Source organism: Pseudomonas sp. YQ_6, assembly GCF_043103245.1.
GTDB lineage: Bacteria > Pseudomonadota > Gammaproteobacteria > Pseudomonadales > Pseudomonadaceae > Aquipseudomonas > Aquipseudomonas alloputida.
This window is the reverse complement of the sequence record NZ_JBICJR010000011.1, coordinates 1-17,844: the sequence shown is the minus strand read 5'-3', so window position 1 is coordinate 17,844 and position 17,844 is coordinate 1. Positions and strand designations below refer to the sequence as shown.

Annotated in this window: 12 protein-coding genes; 9 read left to right on the top strand and 3 right to left on the bottom strand. The window is 62.6% G+C overall.

Annotated elements, in window-relative coordinates:
- Positions 1-54: 54 nt before the first annotated feature.
- A complete protein-coding gene (gene yegQ, locus ACF8FG_RS03415) occupies positions 55-1,389 on the bottom strand; it encodes a tRNA 5-hydroxyuridine modification protein YegQ (RefSeq protein WP_144180090.1) in 1,335 nt (444 codons plus the stop codon).
- Between the two features lie 133 nt (positions 1,390-1,522).
- On the opposite strand from yegQ, the gene ACF8FG_RS03410 reads away from it, so the two are divergent.
- Positions 1,523-2,587, top strand: coding sequence for an AI-2E family transporter (locus ACF8FG_RS03410; protein ID WP_134697968.1), 1,065 nt, complete (start codon positions 1,523-1,525; stop codon positions 2,585-2,587).
- A gap of 427 nt (positions 2,588-3,014) precedes the next feature.
- Here the strand turns inward: ACF8FG_RS03410 and phnX are convergent, their stop codons facing one another.
- Both phnX and ACF8FG_RS03400 read right to left on the bottom strand, forming a co-directional pair.
- Complete coding sequence (gene phnX, locus ACF8FG_RS03405) at positions 3,015-3,842, bottom strand: phosphonoacetaldehyde hydrolase (RefSeq protein WP_003250077.1); 828 nt, start codon at positions 3,840-3,842, stop codon at positions 3,015-3,017.
- 34 nt (positions 3,843-3,876) lie between these two features.
- Positions 3,877-4,983, bottom strand: a complete 1,107-nt coding sequence (locus ACF8FG_RS03400; protein WP_014591727.1) for a 2-aminoethylphosphonate--pyruvate transaminase — start codon at positions 4,981-4,983, stop codon at positions 3,877-3,879.
- A 112-nt stretch (positions 4,984-5,095) separates the two neighbouring features.
- On the opposite strand from ACF8FG_RS03400, the gene ACF8FG_RS03395 reads away from it, so the two are divergent.
- The 8 genes from ACF8FG_RS03395 (at position 5,096) to ACF8FG_RS03360 (ending at position 17,308) form a co-directional block, all read left to right on the top strand.
- Positions 5,096-5,959 carry a LysR substrate-binding domain-containing protein gene (locus tag ACF8FG_RS03395; protein WP_110159742.1) on the top strand — a complete coding sequence of 288 codons (864 nt, stop codon included), beginning with the start codon at positions 5,096-5,098 and terminating at the stop codon, positions 5,957-5,959.
- Between the two features lie 57 nt (positions 5,960-6,016).
- Positions 6,017-7,039, top strand: coding sequence for an AraC family transcriptional regulator (locus ACF8FG_RS03390; protein WP_076403381.1), 1,023 nt, complete (start codon positions 6,017-6,019; stop codon positions 7,037-7,039).
- A gap of 145 nt (positions 7,040-7,184) precedes the next feature.
- Positions 7,185-11,630, top strand: a complete 4,446-nt coding sequence (locus ACF8FG_RS03385; protein ID WP_110159743.1) for an NEL-type E3 ubiquitin ligase domain-containing protein — start codon at positions 7,185-7,187, stop codon at positions 11,628-11,630.
- A 122-nt stretch (positions 11,631-11,752) separates the two neighbouring features.
- On the top strand, positions 11,753-13,399 hold the full coding sequence (locus tag ACF8FG_RS03380; protein WP_144180099.1) for an acyl-CoA synthetase: 1,647 nt from the start codon (positions 11,753-11,755) through the stop codon (positions 13,397-13,399).
- Between the two features lie 13 nt (positions 13,400-13,412).
- The gene (locus ACF8FG_RS03375) at positions 13,413-14,180 is read left to right on the top strand and encodes an SDR family NAD(P)-dependent oxidoreductase (protein ID WP_064492895.1); all 768 of its coding nucleotides are present in this window, start codon (positions 13,413-13,415) and stop codon (positions 14,178-14,180) included.
- 11 nt (positions 14,181-14,191) lie between these two features.
- On the top strand, positions 14,192-15,385 hold the full coding sequence (locus tag ACF8FG_RS03370) for an acetyl-CoA C-acyltransferase (protein WP_019437598.1): 1,194 nt from the start codon (positions 14,192-14,194) through the stop codon (positions 15,383-15,385).
- An 8-nt stretch (positions 15,386-15,393) separates the two neighbouring features.
- Complete coding sequence (locus ACF8FG_RS03365) at positions 15,394-16,521, top strand: acyl-CoA dehydrogenase (RefSeq protein WP_318081724.1); 1,128 nt, start codon at positions 15,394-15,396, stop codon at positions 16,519-16,521.
- 13 nt (positions 16,522-16,534) lie between these two features.
- On the top strand, positions 16,535-17,308 hold the full coding sequence (locus ACF8FG_RS03360) for an enoyl-CoA hydratase (protein ID WP_014591720.1): 774 nt from the start codon (positions 16,535-16,537) through the stop codon (positions 17,306-17,308).
- Positions 17,309-17,844 lie beyond the last annotated feature (536 nt).

Here is a 17,844-nt window from a genome sequence, read left to right as displayed (position 1 = left end):
ACGATGTTCGCTGCCGCCGGCTGTCAGGTAGCTGAGGTGCACATTACAGTGTTGTCAGCTTGCTGCTTCGTCGATGCGCAGGTCGCGCATCAGCAGGCCGTAGTCGAGGGCAACCTGTTCCGGGATCGGCAGATACACCACGTGGCCATCGCCCGGTGCTACCTCGATGGCGTGCTGCTGGCGGTTGCACAGGCGGTGCAGGTCGAAGTGGTAGTTACCGCGCGGGGTCATCAGCTCCAGATGGTCGCCCACGGCGAAGCGGTTCTTCACCTTGACCTCGGCCAGGCCGTCGATGCGCACGCCGGTCAGTTCGCCTACGAACTGCTGGCGCTCGGATACCGAGTTGCCGCGCTGGTAGTTCTGGTACTCGTCGTGCACGTGGCGGCGCAGGAAACCCTCGGTGTAACCGCGTTGCGCCAGGGATTCGAGGTTGCCCATCAGGGCGCGGTCGAATGGTCGCCCGGCCACCGCGTCGTCGATCGCCTGGCGATACGACTGTACCGCGCGGGCACAGTAGAAGTGCGATTTGGTGCGGCCCTCGATCTTCAGCGAATGCACGCCCATCAAGGCCAGGCGCTCGACGTGCTGGATGGCGCGCAGGTCCTTGGCATTCATGATGTAGGTGCCGTGTTCATCCTCGAACGCCGGCATTTCAGTGCCGGGGCGGTCGCTTTCCTGCAGCAGGAACACCTGGTCGGTGGGTGCACCCAGGCCCAGGGTGGGCTGCACTTGGCGCACGATGTCACCGGTGGCGTTTTCGGTGGCCGGCGTGGCGTCGTACTTCCAGCGGCAGGCATTGGTGCAGGTGCCCTGGTTGGCGTCACGCTTGTTGAGGTAGCCCGACAGCAGGCAACGGCCGGAATAGGCCATGCACAGGGCGCCGTGCACGAACACTTCCAGCTCCATGCCCGGCACCTGCTGGCGGATTTCCTCGATTTCGTCCAGCGACAGCTCCCGCGACAGGATCACCCGGCTCAGGCCAAGTTGCTGCCAGAACTGTACGCTGGCCCAGTTGACGGTGTTGGCCTGCACCGACAGGTGCACTGGCATCTGTGGGAAGTGTTGGCGCACCAGCATGATCAGGCCGGGGTCGGACATGATCAGCGCGTCCGGCGCCATCTCGATCACGGGTGCCAGGTCCTTGAGGAAGGTCTTGAGCTTGGCATTGTGCGGCGCGATGTTGACCACCACGTAGAAGCGCTTGCCCAAGGCGTGCGCCTCCTTGATCCCCAGTGCCAGGTTGGCGTGATCGAACTCGTTGTTGCGCACCCGCAAGCTGTAACGCGGCTGGCCGGCGTAGACCGCATCGGCGCCGTAGGCAAACGCGTAGCGCATGGTCTTGAGGGTGCCGGCGGGGGCCAGCAGTTCGGGCTTGGCAGTAGGGTTCATGTGCGCACCGGGGCAAAAAGGCCGAGATGCTAGGGTCGATGGACAAGGCGCGTATTGATTTGCGTCAAGTGAGCGCGGCACTTTTGTCCAGGTGCGGTGCACTAATCACTCATAAGCCATTTGAGGAACTGCAATGAACGAAACCGCGCTACAGAACAAAGCCCTGGCAGTACTCCTGGCGCTGGTGACCATTGCCTTCTTCTGGATTCTTCTGCCGTATTACGGTGCAATCTTCTGGGCAGTGATCCTCGGCATCCTGTTCGCCCCGCTGCAGCGTCATTTGCTGATCCGCTGCGGGCGGCGGCGTAACCTTGCCGCGGCCACGTCCACGCTGGTGTGCCTGCTTGTGGCGATCCTGCCGGTGATCATCATCAGCGCCCTGCTGGTGCAAGAGGGCGCCACGCTGTACCAGCGCATCGAAAGCGGGCAGCTGGACATTGCCGGTTACGTCGAGCGCGGCAAGGACATGCTCCCGGCATTCGTCCAGCGTGGGCTGGACAACATGGGCATGGGTAACCTTGACGGTTTGCGTGACAAGATCACCAAGTGGGCAACCCAGGGTAGCCAGGTATTGGCCAGCCAGGCGTTCAGCTTTGGCCAAGGCACGTTCGAGTTCTTGATCAGCTTTGGCATCATGATGTACCTGTTGTTCTTCTTCCTGCGTGATGGTCCGGAAGTCGCGCGCCGGGTGCGGATGGCGGTACCGCTGCCCGAGCACCAGAAGCGCCGTTTGCAATTGAAGTTCAACCGTGTGGTGAGGGCGACGGTGAAGGGCAACGTGCTGGTGGCCATTACCCAAGGTGCGTTGGGTGGCTTTATTTTCTGGGCGCTGGATATCCCTAGTGCGTTGGTGTGGGCGGTGCTGATGGCGTTTCTGTCGCTGCTGCCAGCGGTGGGCGCGGGTATCATCTGGGCGCCGGTGGCGGCGTACTTCCTGCTGACCGGGGCGATACTGCCAGGGGTGGTACTTACCGCCTTCGGGGTGCTGGTGATCGGCTTGGTGGATAACGTATTGCGGCCAATTCTGGTAGGCAGGGACACGCGCATGCCGGATTACCTGATCCTGGTGTCGACCCTGGGCGGGCTGGCGGTGTTCGGCCTCAACGGTTTCGTGATCGGGCCATTGATTGCGGCGCTGTTCGTCTCCAGCTGGGCGATCTTTGCCGCGACCAAGCCGCAGGTGCAATTGCCGCAATAGCGTTCTAGCTCAGGTTTGTCGGCCGTAGGAGCGGGTTCACCCGCGAAAGGGCCGGGCCGGTTGGCCAATTTCCACCCGCCGTTCACCGTTGCCGCTGCTACCGTATTCGCGGGTAAACCCGCTCCTACGCCGGATCGGGGGGGACACAGGTCGGTGATTGGGCGCAGGCCGTCGTGTAGGAGCGGGTTCACCCGCGAAGAGGCCGGCCCTGCTGGCCAATCTCCACCCGCCGTTTACCGTTGCCGCTGCTACCGTATTCGCGGGTAAACCCGCTCCTACGCCGGATCGGGGGTGGACACAGGTCGGTGGTTGGGTACAGGCCGTCGTGTAGGATCGGTGATGGACCCAGGTCGGTGATTGGGCGCAGGCCGCGGTAGGAGCGGCCTTGTGTGGCACAAGGGCCGCTTCCACAGCGAAACCGCAGGGGTCAGAAGGCTTGAGGCATCTCGCCCTTGGCCAGGCGCCGGTTGATGTCGGCAATTACTTCGGGCAGGTCGTTGATGGTGTCGATCAGGTAGTGCGGGCGGGAGCCGGCAAACAGTGCATGGATGCGCTGGCGCTCGCTTTCCAGTTTCTCGGCACTCAACGCCCGGAAGCCTTCCCAGGTCAGGCCCAAGGCATTACCCGAGCAGACCAGCGCCACGGTCCACATGCCGGCACGGCGGCCTTCAAGAATGCCAGGCACGGTGTCGTCCACCTTCACGCAGGCCGCTACATCGTCAATCCCCAGCGCAATCACGTTGGCCAAGGCCTGGGCCGGCCATGGGCGGCCGTTCGGGGTTTCATCGGTGGCCACTACATGGTCGGCTACGTAGCCGTTCTGCGCTGCCAGTTCCACCACCTTGTCCATCACCACTTTCGGGTAGCCCGAGCACGAGCCGATCTTCAGGCCGTCCTGGCGTAGACCGGTGAGGGTGTCCAGCGCACCGGGGATCAGTGCCGAGTGCACGGCGATCTTCTCGATCTGCAGCGGCATGAAGCGGTTGTAGATGGCGGTGACGTCATCATCGGTCGGGGTACGGCCGAACACCTTGCGGTAGCGCTCGGCAATTTCCGGTACGTCGCACAGGGTGCGGATATGGTCCCATTTGCCCATGCCCATCGGGCCTCGGGCTTCCTCGATCGACACCTGCACGTCGAACTCGGCAAAGGCCTCGACAAAGATCTGGGTGGGAGCGAATGAGCCGAAATCTACCACGGTGCCAGCCCAGTCGAGGATGGCGGCTTGCAATTGGGTGGGGTTGTTGTAGTTCATGTGCGCAAATTCCTGAGTTCGGGTGGGCAAAGCGTCAGATGTCCAGCACTTCCATTTCCCGCAGCACGTCGGCCACGGCATTCACGGCGGCCTGCATGCCGTCCGCCCCGACCACACCGATACAGCCGACGCGGAAGGTTTCGACCTGGGTCAACTTGCCCGGGTAGAGAATGAAACCCTTGGCCTTGACCCGCTCGTAGAAGTCCTTGAACTGGTAGCGGGCATCGGTGGGGGCGTGGAAGGTGACGATGATCGGCGCCTGGATCTCGGCGGGCAGGAAACTGCGCAGGCCGATGGCTGCCATGCCGTCGAGCAGCGTCTTGCAGTTGTCTGCGTAGCGCTGGTGGCGGGCCGGAAGGCCACCTTCCTCGTTGTATTGCTGCAGTGCTTCGTGCAGTGCCGCGACCACGTGGGTAGGCGGAGTGAAGCGCCATTGCCCGGTCTTGGCCATGTAGGCGTGCTGGTCGTGCAGGTCCATGGCCAGCGAGTGGGCATTGCCTTCGGCGGCCGCCAGGGCGTTTTTTTCGGCGAAGACGAAGCCCATGCCGGGTACGCCTTCCAGGCACTTTCCGGAGGCCGCGATCAGCGCTTCGAAGGGGATTTCGCGGGCATCGATCGGCAATGCTCCGAACGAGCTCATGGCATCGATGATCAGGCGCTTGCCATGGCGTTTGATCACCTGGGCGATCTCGGGCAGCGGGTTGAGGATGCCGGTGCTGGTTTCGCAGTGGATCAGCGCCACATGGGTGATGGCCGGGTCTTCGGCCAGCAGCCGATCGACGTCGGCGGCGGTGGTCGGCTGGTCTTCGGCCGTTTCGAAGGTGCTGTAGGTGCGGCCCAGCACTTTGCAGATCTTCGCCAGGCGTTGGCCGTACGCGCCGTTGATCAGTACCAGAACCTTGCCATCGCGTGGCACCAAGGTGCCGATGGCCGCTTCCACGGCGAAGGTACCGCTGCCTTGCAGGGGAACGCAGTGGTGGCTGCTGGCGCCGTCGATGATGGCCAACAGTTGTTCGCAGACGCTGGCAGTCAATTGGTTGAAGTCACGGTCCCAGGAGCCCCAGTCCACCAGCATGGCTTGGCGGGTGCGGATTGATGTGGTCAGGGGACCTGGGGTCAGCAGAATCGGGGCGTTGCTCATTCCGTTATTCCTCACAAGCGGTGGGCTGAAACTACGGGGCCTAGGTTGCAATTCGCGCTGCCATCAATCAAATTGTTTGTTGTTATCCCAGCTATAAGTCAGGCCGATGAATATGAATCTGTTCCAGCTACGCGCCTTCGACGCCGTGGCCCGTGAGGGCAGTTTTACCCGTGCTGCCGAGCGCCTGTTCATCAGCCAGCCGGCGGTGACCGGGCACGTCAAGGCCCTGGAGGAGCACTACCAGATCACCTTGTTGCGGCGTACTGCACGGCGCGTGGAGCTGACCGAAGAGGGCACGCGCCTGGCGGCCATCACGCGCGCCATGTTCGGCCTGGCCGAAGAAGCGCAGGCCATGCTCGAGGCCAACCGTCAGTTGCTGACCGGGCGCCTGGAGGTAGCTGCCGACGGACCGCACCGGGTCATGCCGATGCTGGCGCTGCTGCGTGAACGATACCCAGGCGTCACCGTCAACTTGCGTCTGGGCAACGCACAGGAGACGTTGGCTGCGCTGCTCGGCGAGCATGCCGACGTGGCGGTGCTGACTGAAATCGAGCCGCGCAAAGGGCTGCATCTGCAAAATCTATGTGAGTCGCGCCTGTGTGCGTTGTTACCCGTGGGGCACGCCTGGGCCGGCGCGCGGGAGGACTTGCCGTTGGCCGAGCTGCACCAGCAGATCATGGTGCTGCGCGAGCCTGGCTCCACCACCCGGCGCACCTTCGACAAGGCCTGCATCAAGGCGGGTGTGCAACCGCGTGTTTTGCTGGAGCTGGACAGCCGGGAGGCGGTAACCGAGGCAGTGGCCTCGCAGCTGGGGATTGGCGTTGTTTCTTCCACTGAAGTGGCCAATGATCCCCGTGTGGTGGCACGATCCTTGGCCGGCGAGGGGCTTGTCAACCAACACGTGATCGGCTGCCTGGAGCGCCGTCGGGAACTGCGCCTGATTCAGGCATTCCTGAGCCTGGCAGCGGGGCTGTGATGGCTGTTTGCAGCGGGGCACCCTAATATGGCCGGCAATCAGCCGACAGGACCGTCGATGAGCGACAAAGACACCATTTCCATGCAACTGGTGCGCGAAGCGCTGTTGCAGACCTGCCCTTCCGGTGAGCCTGACAGTGGCTTGCTGGCCAGGGCGGGCATCGCCGTTGAACAACTGCACCTGCCAGAGGCAAGGGTCAGTGCCGAGTCCTATGCCCGCCTGTGGCGCTTGCTGGCCCGGCGCTGCAACGACGAGTTTTTCGCGATGGACCCGCGCGGTCTGTGCAGTGGCAGCCTGGCGTTCATGTGCCGTGCCAGCATGGGCCAACCGACTCTGGGTGCAGGCCTGGAAACCTCGCTGGCCTTTCTGTCGCTGATGCTTCAAGACATGCAGCCCAGCCTGGTGCGCCAGCAAGGGCTGGCCGAAATTGTCATCAATGAGCCGCGTGACGAACCGCGCCGCGCGTTCACCTATTTCACCTTCTGGATGATCGTGCATGGCGTGACCTGCTGGCTGGCCGGGCGGCGTATCCCGATTCTGAGCATTGATCTGCGTTGTGCCGAACCCCCCTTTTGCGACGACTACCGGGTCATGTTTTCGGAAAACCTGCATTTTGAGCGTCCACGCACACGCATGATCATTGCTTCGCAATGCCTCGACTTGCCTCTTCGGCGCAGCGAGGAGGAACTGCAGCGTTTTCTTGCCGAAGCGCCGGGCAATATCCTGGTCAAGTACCGTGACCCGGCCAGTCTCGGGCGGCGTATCCGCACCGACCTGTTGCGCCTGGCCCCTGCGCAATGGCCCGATGCTGACCGCCTGGCTCGACAGTTGTGCCTGTCGCCATCGACCCTGCGGCGGCGCCTGGCAGAAGAGGGGCAGAACTACCAGGGCTTGAAGGACAGCGTACGACGGGAGCTGGCGATCGCCTGGCTCAGCCAGGAAGACGTGGCCATGGGCGAGCTTGCCGAGCGTTTGGGGTTCGCCGACAGCAGCTCGTTCTATAAGGCATTTCGCAAGTGGTTCGGCTGCAACCCGGGGCATTATCGGGCATTGATCCAGGCGCGAGGGGCAGGGCACTGAAGGGCGAACGCTTCCCGCCGTAGTGCGTTACCGCGCGGGCCCAGAAGGCTTTCCGAGCAGGCGCCGATCGAACCCGTTCCCTCTGCATCCTGGTCCGGCATTTGAACAACATGGTTGGCTTCGTCAAATAGCTAGGGAACCCACCATGATCATCAACGCGACGGGCCATGACCCATTCATCGGTGCCCGATTACCTGAATGGCTCAAACGCGCGTCAAGGGGCCAGATCAACACTCTGCGCACCAGCCTGAACGCGCACCACGCCAGCCAGGCACGCTTGAGTGGCCTGACACTTGAGTTACTGCCGCTCCAGCAGTTTGCCGAGAAGCACCTGGCGGCTTTGCTGGATGCACCGTTGCCGGACGGGCAGGTATTTACCCAGCTCGAGTGGCTGCGGGTGGCGCCACACTTCGGCACACTGCCCGGTACCTTGCAACAGACATACGGGTACAGCCAGACGCGTGAGAACGGGTTACTGCGGCTGATGCGCAACTTTGCTGCGAATACCCGCTACTACGAGGGCACGGGGCTGGTTTTGCCAGGCAGCGACAAACCATTGAATGCATCGCTGGAAGCATTGATTACGGCCTGTCGCAATCTGGACGTAGGTCAGCGTTATCAGGACGCGTTGCAAAGGATCTTCCCGCCAGCTACCCAGGCGGTGCTGGCTGAAGACAAACGTTCGGGGTTGAAGCTGGCGACCGAGCTTGCGGCTTTGCAGGGAAGCATAAGCGTCGATGTGCAGCTTGCCTTGCGTGAAGTGCTGGACCCCGCTCAGGAGCGGCGACAACAAGGGCTCGAAGGCAAAGCCATGCTGTTGAGGGCAATAGGGAAACCTGTGGTCGATGGCTTGCTGATTCACCTGCATGACAAGGCGGGAAATGAACGGGGCATCGTACTTTACCTGCCTGGTGATCCCCGGCAGGCATTGCGGTTCTTCGACAATGCCGCCTCCATGAACAGTACCGTGGCGAGGTTGTTGCAAGATCCCGGTTACTGGCAGTACTTCACACAGCTCATCAGCCTTGAGCACCGTGCAGGTTTTGTCAGTACCCTCGGCAAGCGCCTGAAAGACAAGCTGCCGGACCTGGAGCTTGAGGGTGAAACACCTGGAGGAGGGGTTTTCACGCAACTGGCGACTCGGCAAGTGCAACGGGTCAAGGAAGATGCCCGGTTGCTGCTGGTACCAACCGCTGACGCTGATAGCCGGGCGATTAGCGCCAGACACGCTGAGTGGAAGGCGGCAGGTCTGGACCTGGTAAACCTCGCCGGCCTTTTCATCCCGGCTGTGGGGGGCGTGCTGCTGGGGCAGGTGGTTGCCCAGACGTGCGCCGAAGTGTTCGAAGGGATGAGGGATTGGTCGAAGGGGCACCAACACGAAGCGCTGCAGCATCTGCTGGGGGTCGCCGAAACCTTGGCGGCTACCGCGGCGACGGTGGCGGGTGTCAGTTTTGTGCGCAGTGCGTTTGTCGCGGGCCTGGAGCCGGTAAGCGTTGGGAATGGGCGCGGTCGGCTGTGGCAGTTCAACGCCAGGAATTATCGATCATTGCCGGGCCCTGTCGATCTGCTCGAGGAGGAGCGCGGTGGCGAGGCGGGCTGCCGCTGGGTCCGTATCGATGGACGTTCCCTCGAAGTGCACCAGCCCGTCGCCGATGGCCCCTATCGCCTGCGCCATGCAGCGAGTGAGGGGGGCTACGGGCCGGTCGTGTTGCACAACGGTGAGCGTGGCTGGCAGCTGATGCGTGAACAACCCTTAAGCTGGCAGGCGCCTGCCCGCATGCTGGATGCATTATGGCCACAGCTTTCCCCTGTCGACGCGCATCAGGCCGAGCAGATAATGCGGGTGGCAGGTATCGATGCAGACTTGTTGCGCGGCGTTCTCGTGGAGAATCGCCCGGCGCCGGTGAGCCTTGGCCAAACGTTGCGCGCCTTCCAGGCGCATGCACGCATTCAAAGGTTTTTCCAGCGTGTTCGGCTGAAGGCGTTGATGCCATCGGACAGGGAGCTGCTGGCCTGGTGTGAAGCAAGGCCAGGCGTGGGCGCCGGACTGGAGCAGATGCAGGTGCATGAGGCCGGGTTGCGGCCGCAATTGTTTGCTCACCTGACAGAACAGTCACTGGCAGCAGACCCGCTCAGCATGTTGGTAAAACGCGACTTCCCGGGTTTGCCTTCGGCCTACATAAATGAAGTAACCGGCCAGGCGCATGAGCTTGAGCACCAAATGGCGCGGGTCGAGCGGCGGCTGCCATTGCCGTGCGCGAAGAACGCCCGTTCGCTCTTGCGTCTGGCTCGCCTGAGCCGGGGGCTGGCGGGGTTGTATCTGAGCACGGCGTACAGTGATGTCACCGGCGAGTTGGCCCTTGCGTTGCTGGATAGCTTCGAACTCGAGCAACTTGACCTCGACTTGCGCGACCGCGGGCTGGATGGGCGGTCTATCAGGCGCCTCGGTAGCGGCGGGCGAACCGAGGCAAGAAGAATAGTGGTCCGGCATGAAGGCAGGTTTCTGATCTACAACGGGTCAGGTGTGCCACACGTGCTTATCGCTGACGAGCCGGGATGTATCTTCGAGGCGCTTTTTGCCGCACTGACATCAGAGCAGCGGGCAGCGATGCAACTGGTGGGCAGTGCGGCGGCGAGCCAACTGCGTGAGAAGCTTCTGGCGCGGTTACCCGCTACCCATTGGGATATCGCGCGCATGCTCGGCTGGCCAGAGGAGCAGGCCTGGCTCAATCCAGGGCGTCGCATGGACGATGGGCGCGTGGGATACCCGCTCAGTGGTCGCCCTGGCGCTGCTCCCAGGGATGAGCGAGCGATCATTCGCGATCAGCTACGATCGCTTTATCCTGGCCTGGACGAGGCCGCGCTCGATGTGGAGCTGGCGCGTGTGCAACAAGGCCCGCAGCCAGTCTTCGAGCGCCTGGTAGAACTGCAGGAAGCACATGACCAGCTAGTGCTGTACCTCAACCGCTGGGTCGGTGCCGAGTTGCAGGAGGGTCGACGCGCCGACCGCAGGTTGACGGCCGACAGCATCCTGCGAGCCTGGCGACTGCAGGGCGAGCCTGTTTCGGCCGGCGAGGGGCAAACACAGGGGCAGCGCTTGTCGATGAGCGGTTTGAGTTTGCGCACACTGCCGGCACTACCGCCGCACATCGATTTCCATCGCATTACCCTGCTGAGCGTGAACGACACCCTGATTACTGACATTCCGGCCGACTTCCTTCGCCCGTTTACTGCCTTGACGCACCTGAACCTCAACAACAACGCGTTGATGCGTCTACCAACAGGCATTGCCCATTTACCGAATCTTCAATCGCTTCGGTTGGCGCATAACGAGATACGCCTCGACGCCCAGGCGATCAGCGTTCTGCATGGTTTGTCCAACCTTGTGCATCTTGATCTCAGTCATAACCGGCTGGAAGCGCTCGACATGAGCTTCCACCAACTTTCTCGGCTGACAAGCCTGAACCTGCGTCATTGTCGGCTGGGCAGCTGGCCGCGTCGCCTGGAGCTCTGTGGTCTACTTGAACGTGCTGACTTGCGCAACAACCAACTCCGCGAAGTGCCCACCGAGATCCAGCTGATGCCTTATGCATTTCGACAGGCCATTCTGATGGAGGACAACCCCTTGTCGGTCATGCAGCAACGAAGGTTGTATGCCCTCGATGTGATCGAAGAACACCGGCACTCACCTGAGCAGTTGGGGTCAGTTGACCTGGCCAGGGCCCGTACGCGTTGGGTAGGCCATACGGATGCGACGGTTCAGGCCGAGCGTGAGGCCGTGTGGCTGCGGTTGCTGGCGCAAGCAGGTAGCAGCGGGTTGTTCAGGTTGTTGGCTCGCCTGGAGATGACTGCGGACTACAGCCAAGCGGGTGAAGGGCGGGATGCGCTGGTTGACGGGGTATGGACACTGCTGGCTACGCTGGACGGCGACCCGGTGCTGTGCCGGCGGATTTTTGAGCGGGCCGGCCTGCCGCTGTCATGTTCGGACGCCGTTGCCAGCCATTTCAGTGCATTGCAGGTATTGGTGAGGCAGGCGCAGGCCGAAGCCGCCGCAGTCAACCCTGAACGCAGGGGCGAGTTGCTTGAACTGGGCAGGCAACTGTTCCGGCTGGATCAACTGGAAGGGATTGCCTACCAGGATGGCCGGCAGCGTCTGGCTGCCAGTGAACATGTTGACCAGTTGGCATTGGGGCTGGCTTACAGGGTGCAACTTCGTAGCCGTTTGCGGTTGCCCAACCAGCCGTATGCCATGCGCTATCCCGAGTCTGTCGCGCTGACACAGGCCCAGGTAGAGGATGCGTTCCTGCGGGTTACGCGCGCGCAGACCATCGAGGGCCTGACCGATAGCCTGAGCCAGCGCGCGTTCTGGCGCCGTTACCTGCGCCAGCAACATGACCAAATGTTCGATGCCCTCAGTGCGGATTACACTCGGCGCACGCTTGAGCTGCAGGCTCAACGTCCTGTCTTGGCGCCCGCGGCCTTCGAGCAGCAACTACGCCGGCTGCAGGAACAGCAGGTCCTCGATATCGAGCGCCTGGTCGCAGGGCTCACCCAGTCCTACCTGCGTGCAGCCGAGCGCGCAGAGGGGTGATTAGCGGCGGCCAAACCAGTCATCCAGATTGACAGCTTTGGCCATTGCCGCCGCGCATGAGCGGCGCGAACATCGTCGGACCGATGCTTCAACTCCAAAAACAAGAAACCAGGAGTCCGATGATGCGCGATTACGCCGAGGCCGCTCGTACGTTCGACCATGACCAGGCCGTTGTGACGGCATTGCACGGCAACCTTGAAGCCCTTAATGCCTGTGTCGAATGCTGTGACCGGCATGCCGGTGACGGCAGGCTGGCACTGATTCATGAGGACCGCGATGGTAACAGCGCGCGCTATAGCTTCGATCAGCTTCAGGTGCAGGCTGCCCGGTTCGCCAATGTGTTAAAGGCGCAGGGGGTAGGCGCCGGAGACCGGGTTGCCGGCTTGATGCCGCGTACCCCTGAACTGCTGGTGACCATCCTCGCTACCTGGCGCCTCGGGGCGGTTTACCAGCCCTTGTTCACCGCGTTCGGCCCCAAGGCCATCGAGCACCGGCTTGAGCAATCCCATGCCCGAGTGGTGGTCACCGATAGCCACAACCGCGCCAAGCTGGACGACGTGCATGCCTGCCCGACCATCATCACTGTCAAGGCCCGCAGTGGTGAGCTGGACTTCCAGCAATGCCTGGAACGCGCAGCGGACGTATGTGAGCCGGTGATGCGCTCAGGCAACGATCCATTCCTGCTGATGTTCACTTCCGGAACCACTGGCCCGGCAAAACCCCTGGAAGTGCCACTGCGTGCGATCGTCGCGTTTCAGGGCTACATGCGTGATGCCATCGAGCTGCTGCCCGAGGACAACTTCTGGAACCTGGCCGACCCGGGTTGGGCTTACGGCTTGTATTACGCCGTTACCGGTCCGTTGTCGCTGGGGCACGCCACCACGTTCTACGATGGCCCGTTCAGTGTCGAGAGCTGCGCCCGGGTGATCGACAAGCTGGGTATCACCAACCTGGCCGGTTCGCCGACCGCGTATCGCTTGCTGATTGCGGCGGGCAAAGATTTCTCGGCACCGATCAAGGGCCGCCTGCGGGTGGTCAGCAGTGCCGGCGAACCGCTTAACCCCGAGGTGATCCGCTGGTTCGCCGACGAGCTGGGCGTGACCATTCACGATCACTACGGCCAGACCGAACTGGGCATGGTGCTGTGCAACCACCATGGCCTGCAGCATCCGGTGCACCTGGGTTCTGCCGGCTATGCCATCCCCGGCCACCGCATCGTGGTGGTGGACGAGCAGGGCAACGAACTGCCAGCCGGCCAGCCAGGCATCCTCGCCGTTGACCGTGAGCAGTCGCCGCTGTGCTGGTTCGGCGGTTACCACGGCCTGCCGACCAAAGCCTTCGTCGGCAAGTACTACCTCAGCGGCGACACTGTCGAGCTGAACCCGGATGGCAGCATCAGCTTCGTTGGCCGTAGCGACGACGTGATCACCACCTCCGGTTACCGGGTGGGGCCGTTCGATGTGGAAAGCGCGTTGATCGAGCACCCGGCGGTGATCGAGGCAGCGGTGATCGGCAAGCCCGACCCGGAGCGTACCGAGCTGATCAAGGCGTTCGTGGTATTGGCCAGCGGCTACGCCGGCAGCGTCGAGCTGGAAGAAACCTTGCGCCAGCATGTGCGCCAGCGCCTCTACGCGCATGCCTACCCCAGGGAAATCGAATTCGTCAGCGAGCTGCCCAAGACCCCGAGCGGCAAGCTGCAACGCTTCATCCTGCGCAACCAGGAAGTCGCCAAACAACAAGCGCAACAGGCCACCCCTGCCAGCGTCTGAAAGGAAAGTACTCATGCACATAGCCAATAAACATTTCATCGTCAGCGGCGCCGCTTCCGGGCTGGGTGCTGCGACTGCACAGATGCTGGTCGAGGCTGGCGCCAAGGTCATGCTGGTCGACCTCAATGCCCAGGCTGTCGAAGCCAAGGCCCGCGAACTGGGCGACAATGCCCGTTTCACCGTGGCTGATATCAGTGACGAGCAGGCGGCCCAGTCGGCTGTCGATGCAGCTGTCAGCGCCTTTGGCAGCTTGCATGGGTTGGTCAATTGTGCCGGCATCGTCGGTGCCGAGAAGGTGCTGGGCAAGCAGGGCCCGCATGGCCTGGCCAGCTTCGCCAAGGTCATCAACGTCAACCTGATCGGCAGCTTCAACCTGTTGCGTCTGGCTGCGGCGGCCATGGCCGAAGGGGCTGCCGATGAGAGCGGCGAGCGTGGGGTCATCATCAACACGGCCTCCATTGCCGCCTATGACGGCCAGATTGGCCAGGCCGCCTACGCTGCCTCCAAGGGGGCCATTGCCAGCCTGACCTTGCCGGCCGCGCGCGAACTGGCACGCTTCGGCATCCGCGTGATGACCATCGCTCCGGGTATCTTTGAAACCCCTATGATGGCCGGCATGAGCGAAGAGGTACGTGCTTCGCTGGCTGCCGGCGTACCGTTCCCGCCCCGCTTGGGCCGCCCGCAGGAATACGCCGCGCTGGCCCGCCACATCATCGAGAACAGCATGCTCAACGGTGAGGTCATCCGCCTCGACGGTGCGCTGCGCATGGCTGCCAAGTAAGGAGAGCGAACATGACCCTCGCCAATGACCCCATCGTTATCGTCAGCGCCGTGCGCACGCCCATGGGCGGGTTGCAGGGCGACCTCAAGAGCCTGACTGCGCCGCAACTGGGCAGCGCCGCCATTCGTGCTGCCGTGGAACGTGCCAGCATCGATGCCGCCTGTGTCGAGCAGGTACTGTTCGGCTGCGTGCTGCCGGCCGGCCAGGGCCAGGCGCCGGCACGCCAGGCCGCGCTGGGCGCCGGGCTGGACAAACACACCACCTGCACCACCTTGAACAAGATGTGCGGCTCGGGTATGCAAGCCGCGATCATGGCCCATGACCTGCTGCTGGCCGGCACCGCAGACGTGGTAGTGGCGGGTGGCATGGAAAGCATGACCAACGCGCCGTACCTGCTGGACAAAGCCCGTGGCGGCTACCGAATGGGCCACGGCAAGATCATCGACCACATGTTCATGGACGGCCTCGAAGACGCCTACGACAAAGGCCGCCTGATGGGCACCTTTGCCGAGGACTGTGCCCAGGCCAATGCCTTCAGCCGCGAAGCCCAGGACCAGTTCGCCATCGCCTCGCTGACCCGAGCGCAGGATGCCATCAGCAGCGGTCGTTTTGCCGCCGAGATCGTGCCGGTGGAAGTCACCGAGGGCAAGGAAAAGCGCGTCATCAAGGATGACGAGCAGCCGCCCAAGGCGCGCCTGGACAAGATTGCGCAGCTCAAACCGGCGTTTCGTGAAGGCGGCACCGTGACGGCGGCCAACGCCAGTTCGATTTCCGACGGCGCTGCGGCGCTGGTACTGATGCGCCGCTCCGAGGCCGACAAACGTGGCCTCAAGCCATTGGCCGTCATCCACGGTCACGCCGCCTTTGCCGACACCCCGGCGTTGTTCCCGACCGCCCCGATCGGCGCGATCGACAAACTGATGAAGCGCACCGGCTGGAACCTGGCCGAAGTCGACCTGTTCGAAATCAACGAGGCCTTCGCCGTGGTCACCCTGGCGGCCATGAAACACCTCGATCTGCCACACGACAAGGTCAATATCCACGGCGGCGCTTGCGCCCTCGGCCACCCGATCGGCGCTTCTGGCGCACGTATTCTGGTCACCCTGTTGTCGGCCTTGCGCCAGAACAATCTGCGTCGGGGTGTGGCGGCCATCTGCATCGGCGGTGGCGAGGCCACGGCCATGGCTGTTGAATGCCTGTACTGAGGTGAACCATGCTGGTAAATGACGAGCAACAACAGATTGCCGACGCGGTACGTGCTTTCGCCCAGGAACGCCTGAAGCCGTTTGCCGAGCAATGGGACAAGGAACATCGCTTCCCGAAAGAGGCCATCGACGAAATGGCCGAACTGGGCCTGTTCGGCATGCTGGTGCCGGAGCAGTGGGGCGGTAGCGACACCGGTTATGTGGCCTATGCCATGGCCTTGGAGGAAATCGCCGCGGGCGATGGCGCCTGCTCGACCATCATGAGCGTGCACAACTCGGTGGGTTGCGTGCCGATCCTGCGCTTCGGCAACGAGCAGCAGAAAGAGCAGTTCCTCACCCCGCTGGCCTCAGGTGCGATGCTCGGAGCTTTCGCCCTGACCGAGCCGCAGGCTGGCTCCGATGCAAGCAGCCTGAAGACCCGCGCCCGCCTGGAAGGCGACCACTACGTGCTCAATGGCAGCAAGCAGTTCATTACCTCGGGGCAGAACGCCGGCGTCGTGATCGTGTTTGCAGTCACCGACCCGGAGGCTGGCAAGCGAGGCATCAGCGCCTTCATCGTGCCGACCGATTCGCCGGGCTACCAGGTAGCGAGGGTGGAGGACAAACTCGGCCAGCACGCCTCCGACACCTGCCAGATCGTTTTCGACAATGTGCGCGTGCCAGTGGCCAACCGGCTGGGCGCGGAGGGTGAAGGCTACAAGATCGCCCTGGCCAACCTTGAAGGCGGCCGTATCGGCATCGCCTCGCAAGCGGTGGGTATGGCCCGCGCGGCGTTCGAAGTGGCGCGGGACTATGCCAACGAGCGCCAGAGCTTTGGCAAAGCGCTGATCGAGCACCAGGCCGTGGCGTTTCGCCTGGCCGACATGGCAACGAAAATTTCCGTTGCCCGGCAGATGGTATTGCACGCCGCCGCCCTTCGTGATGCGGGGCGCCCGGCGCTGGTGGAAGCGTCGATGGCCAAGCTGTTTGCCTCGGAAATGGCCGAAAAGGTCTGTTCGGATGCCTTGCAGACCCTGGGCGGTTATGGCTATCTGAGTGACTTCCCGCTGGAGCGGATCTACCGCGACGTTCGGGTTTGCCAGATCTACGAAGGCACCAGCGACATTCAGCGCATGGTCATTGCGCGCAATCTTTGAAGGAGCAGACTGCATGGCATTCGAAACCATCCTGTTGGACATCCACGGCAAGGTCGGCCTGATCACCCTCAACCGGCCGCAGGCGCTCAATGCGCTGAACGCGCAGATTGTCGGCGAAATCAACCAGGCTCTGGACCAGCTCGAGCGCGACCCGAACATCGGCTGCGTGGTGCTGACAGGCTCGGCCAAAGCCTTTGCCGCTGGCGCCGACATCAAGGAAATGGCCGAGCTGCAATACCCGCAGATTTACGTCGACGACTTGTTCAGCGACGCCGACCGCATTGCCAATCGCCGTAAGCCGATCATTGCTGCCGTGTCTGGATTTGCCCTGGGCGGCGGCTGTGAGCTGGCGATGATGTGCGACTTTATCCTCGCTGCGGACAATGCCAAATTTGGTCAACCGGAAATCAACCTGGGCGTTCTGCCGGGCATGGGCGGCACCCAGCGCCTGACGCGTGCGGTGGGCAAGGCCAAGGCCATGGAGCTTTGCCTGACCGGCCGCCTGATGGGGGCGGAAGAAGCCGAGCGTGCAGGTCTGGTGGCGCGGATCGTGCCGCAAGCAGAGCTGGTGGAAGAGGCGCTGAAGGTGGCCGCGGCCATTGCCAGCAAGTCGATTCCGGTGAGCATGATGGTCAAGGAGAGCGTCAACCGAGCATTTGAAGTCACCCTCAGCGAGGGGGTTCGCTTTGAGCGTCGGGTCTTCCATGCGGCTTTCGCCACCGAAGACCAGAAAGAAGGCATGGCCGCATTCATCGCCAAGCGTGAGGCACAGTTCAAGGACCGTTGATCAGACTCGGTTCGTTGCCGTTGCCGTTGCCGTTGCCGTTGCCGTTGCCGTTGCCGTTGCCGTTGCCGTGGCTTTTGCTTCTAAGTGCGCGATAGTTCAGGCGACGCAGATTGCGACTTCAGGAGGCCGAGCGCAGGGCTTGCGGAGGGAGGTGACGGGCATGGATGCCCGTCAAGCGCTGAGGCCCCATGGATGGGGCCTGCAGCGCGTACTCCCGGGAGCAAGACCGTAGCGAGGGAACCCCGGAGCGGAGCGTAGGGGCCGGATGATAGGAGCGCAGCGTTTTTTGGTTACTTTTTGTCGCGTTTGACAAAAAGTGACCCGCCGTAAGGGCGGAAAGGTGACTATGCGCCACCTGCGCGAATGAATACCTACTCGATGTGAATGCCCACATCCAAGAAGCAAGAAGCAAGAAGCAAGAAGCAAGAAGCGAACTCGTCTGTTTTGGCTCAGCGAACAGTCCATTTGCGATGGCGACGCTGACTCACCTTTTCGCCCTTACGGCGAGTCACTTTTTGTCAAACGCGACAAAAAGT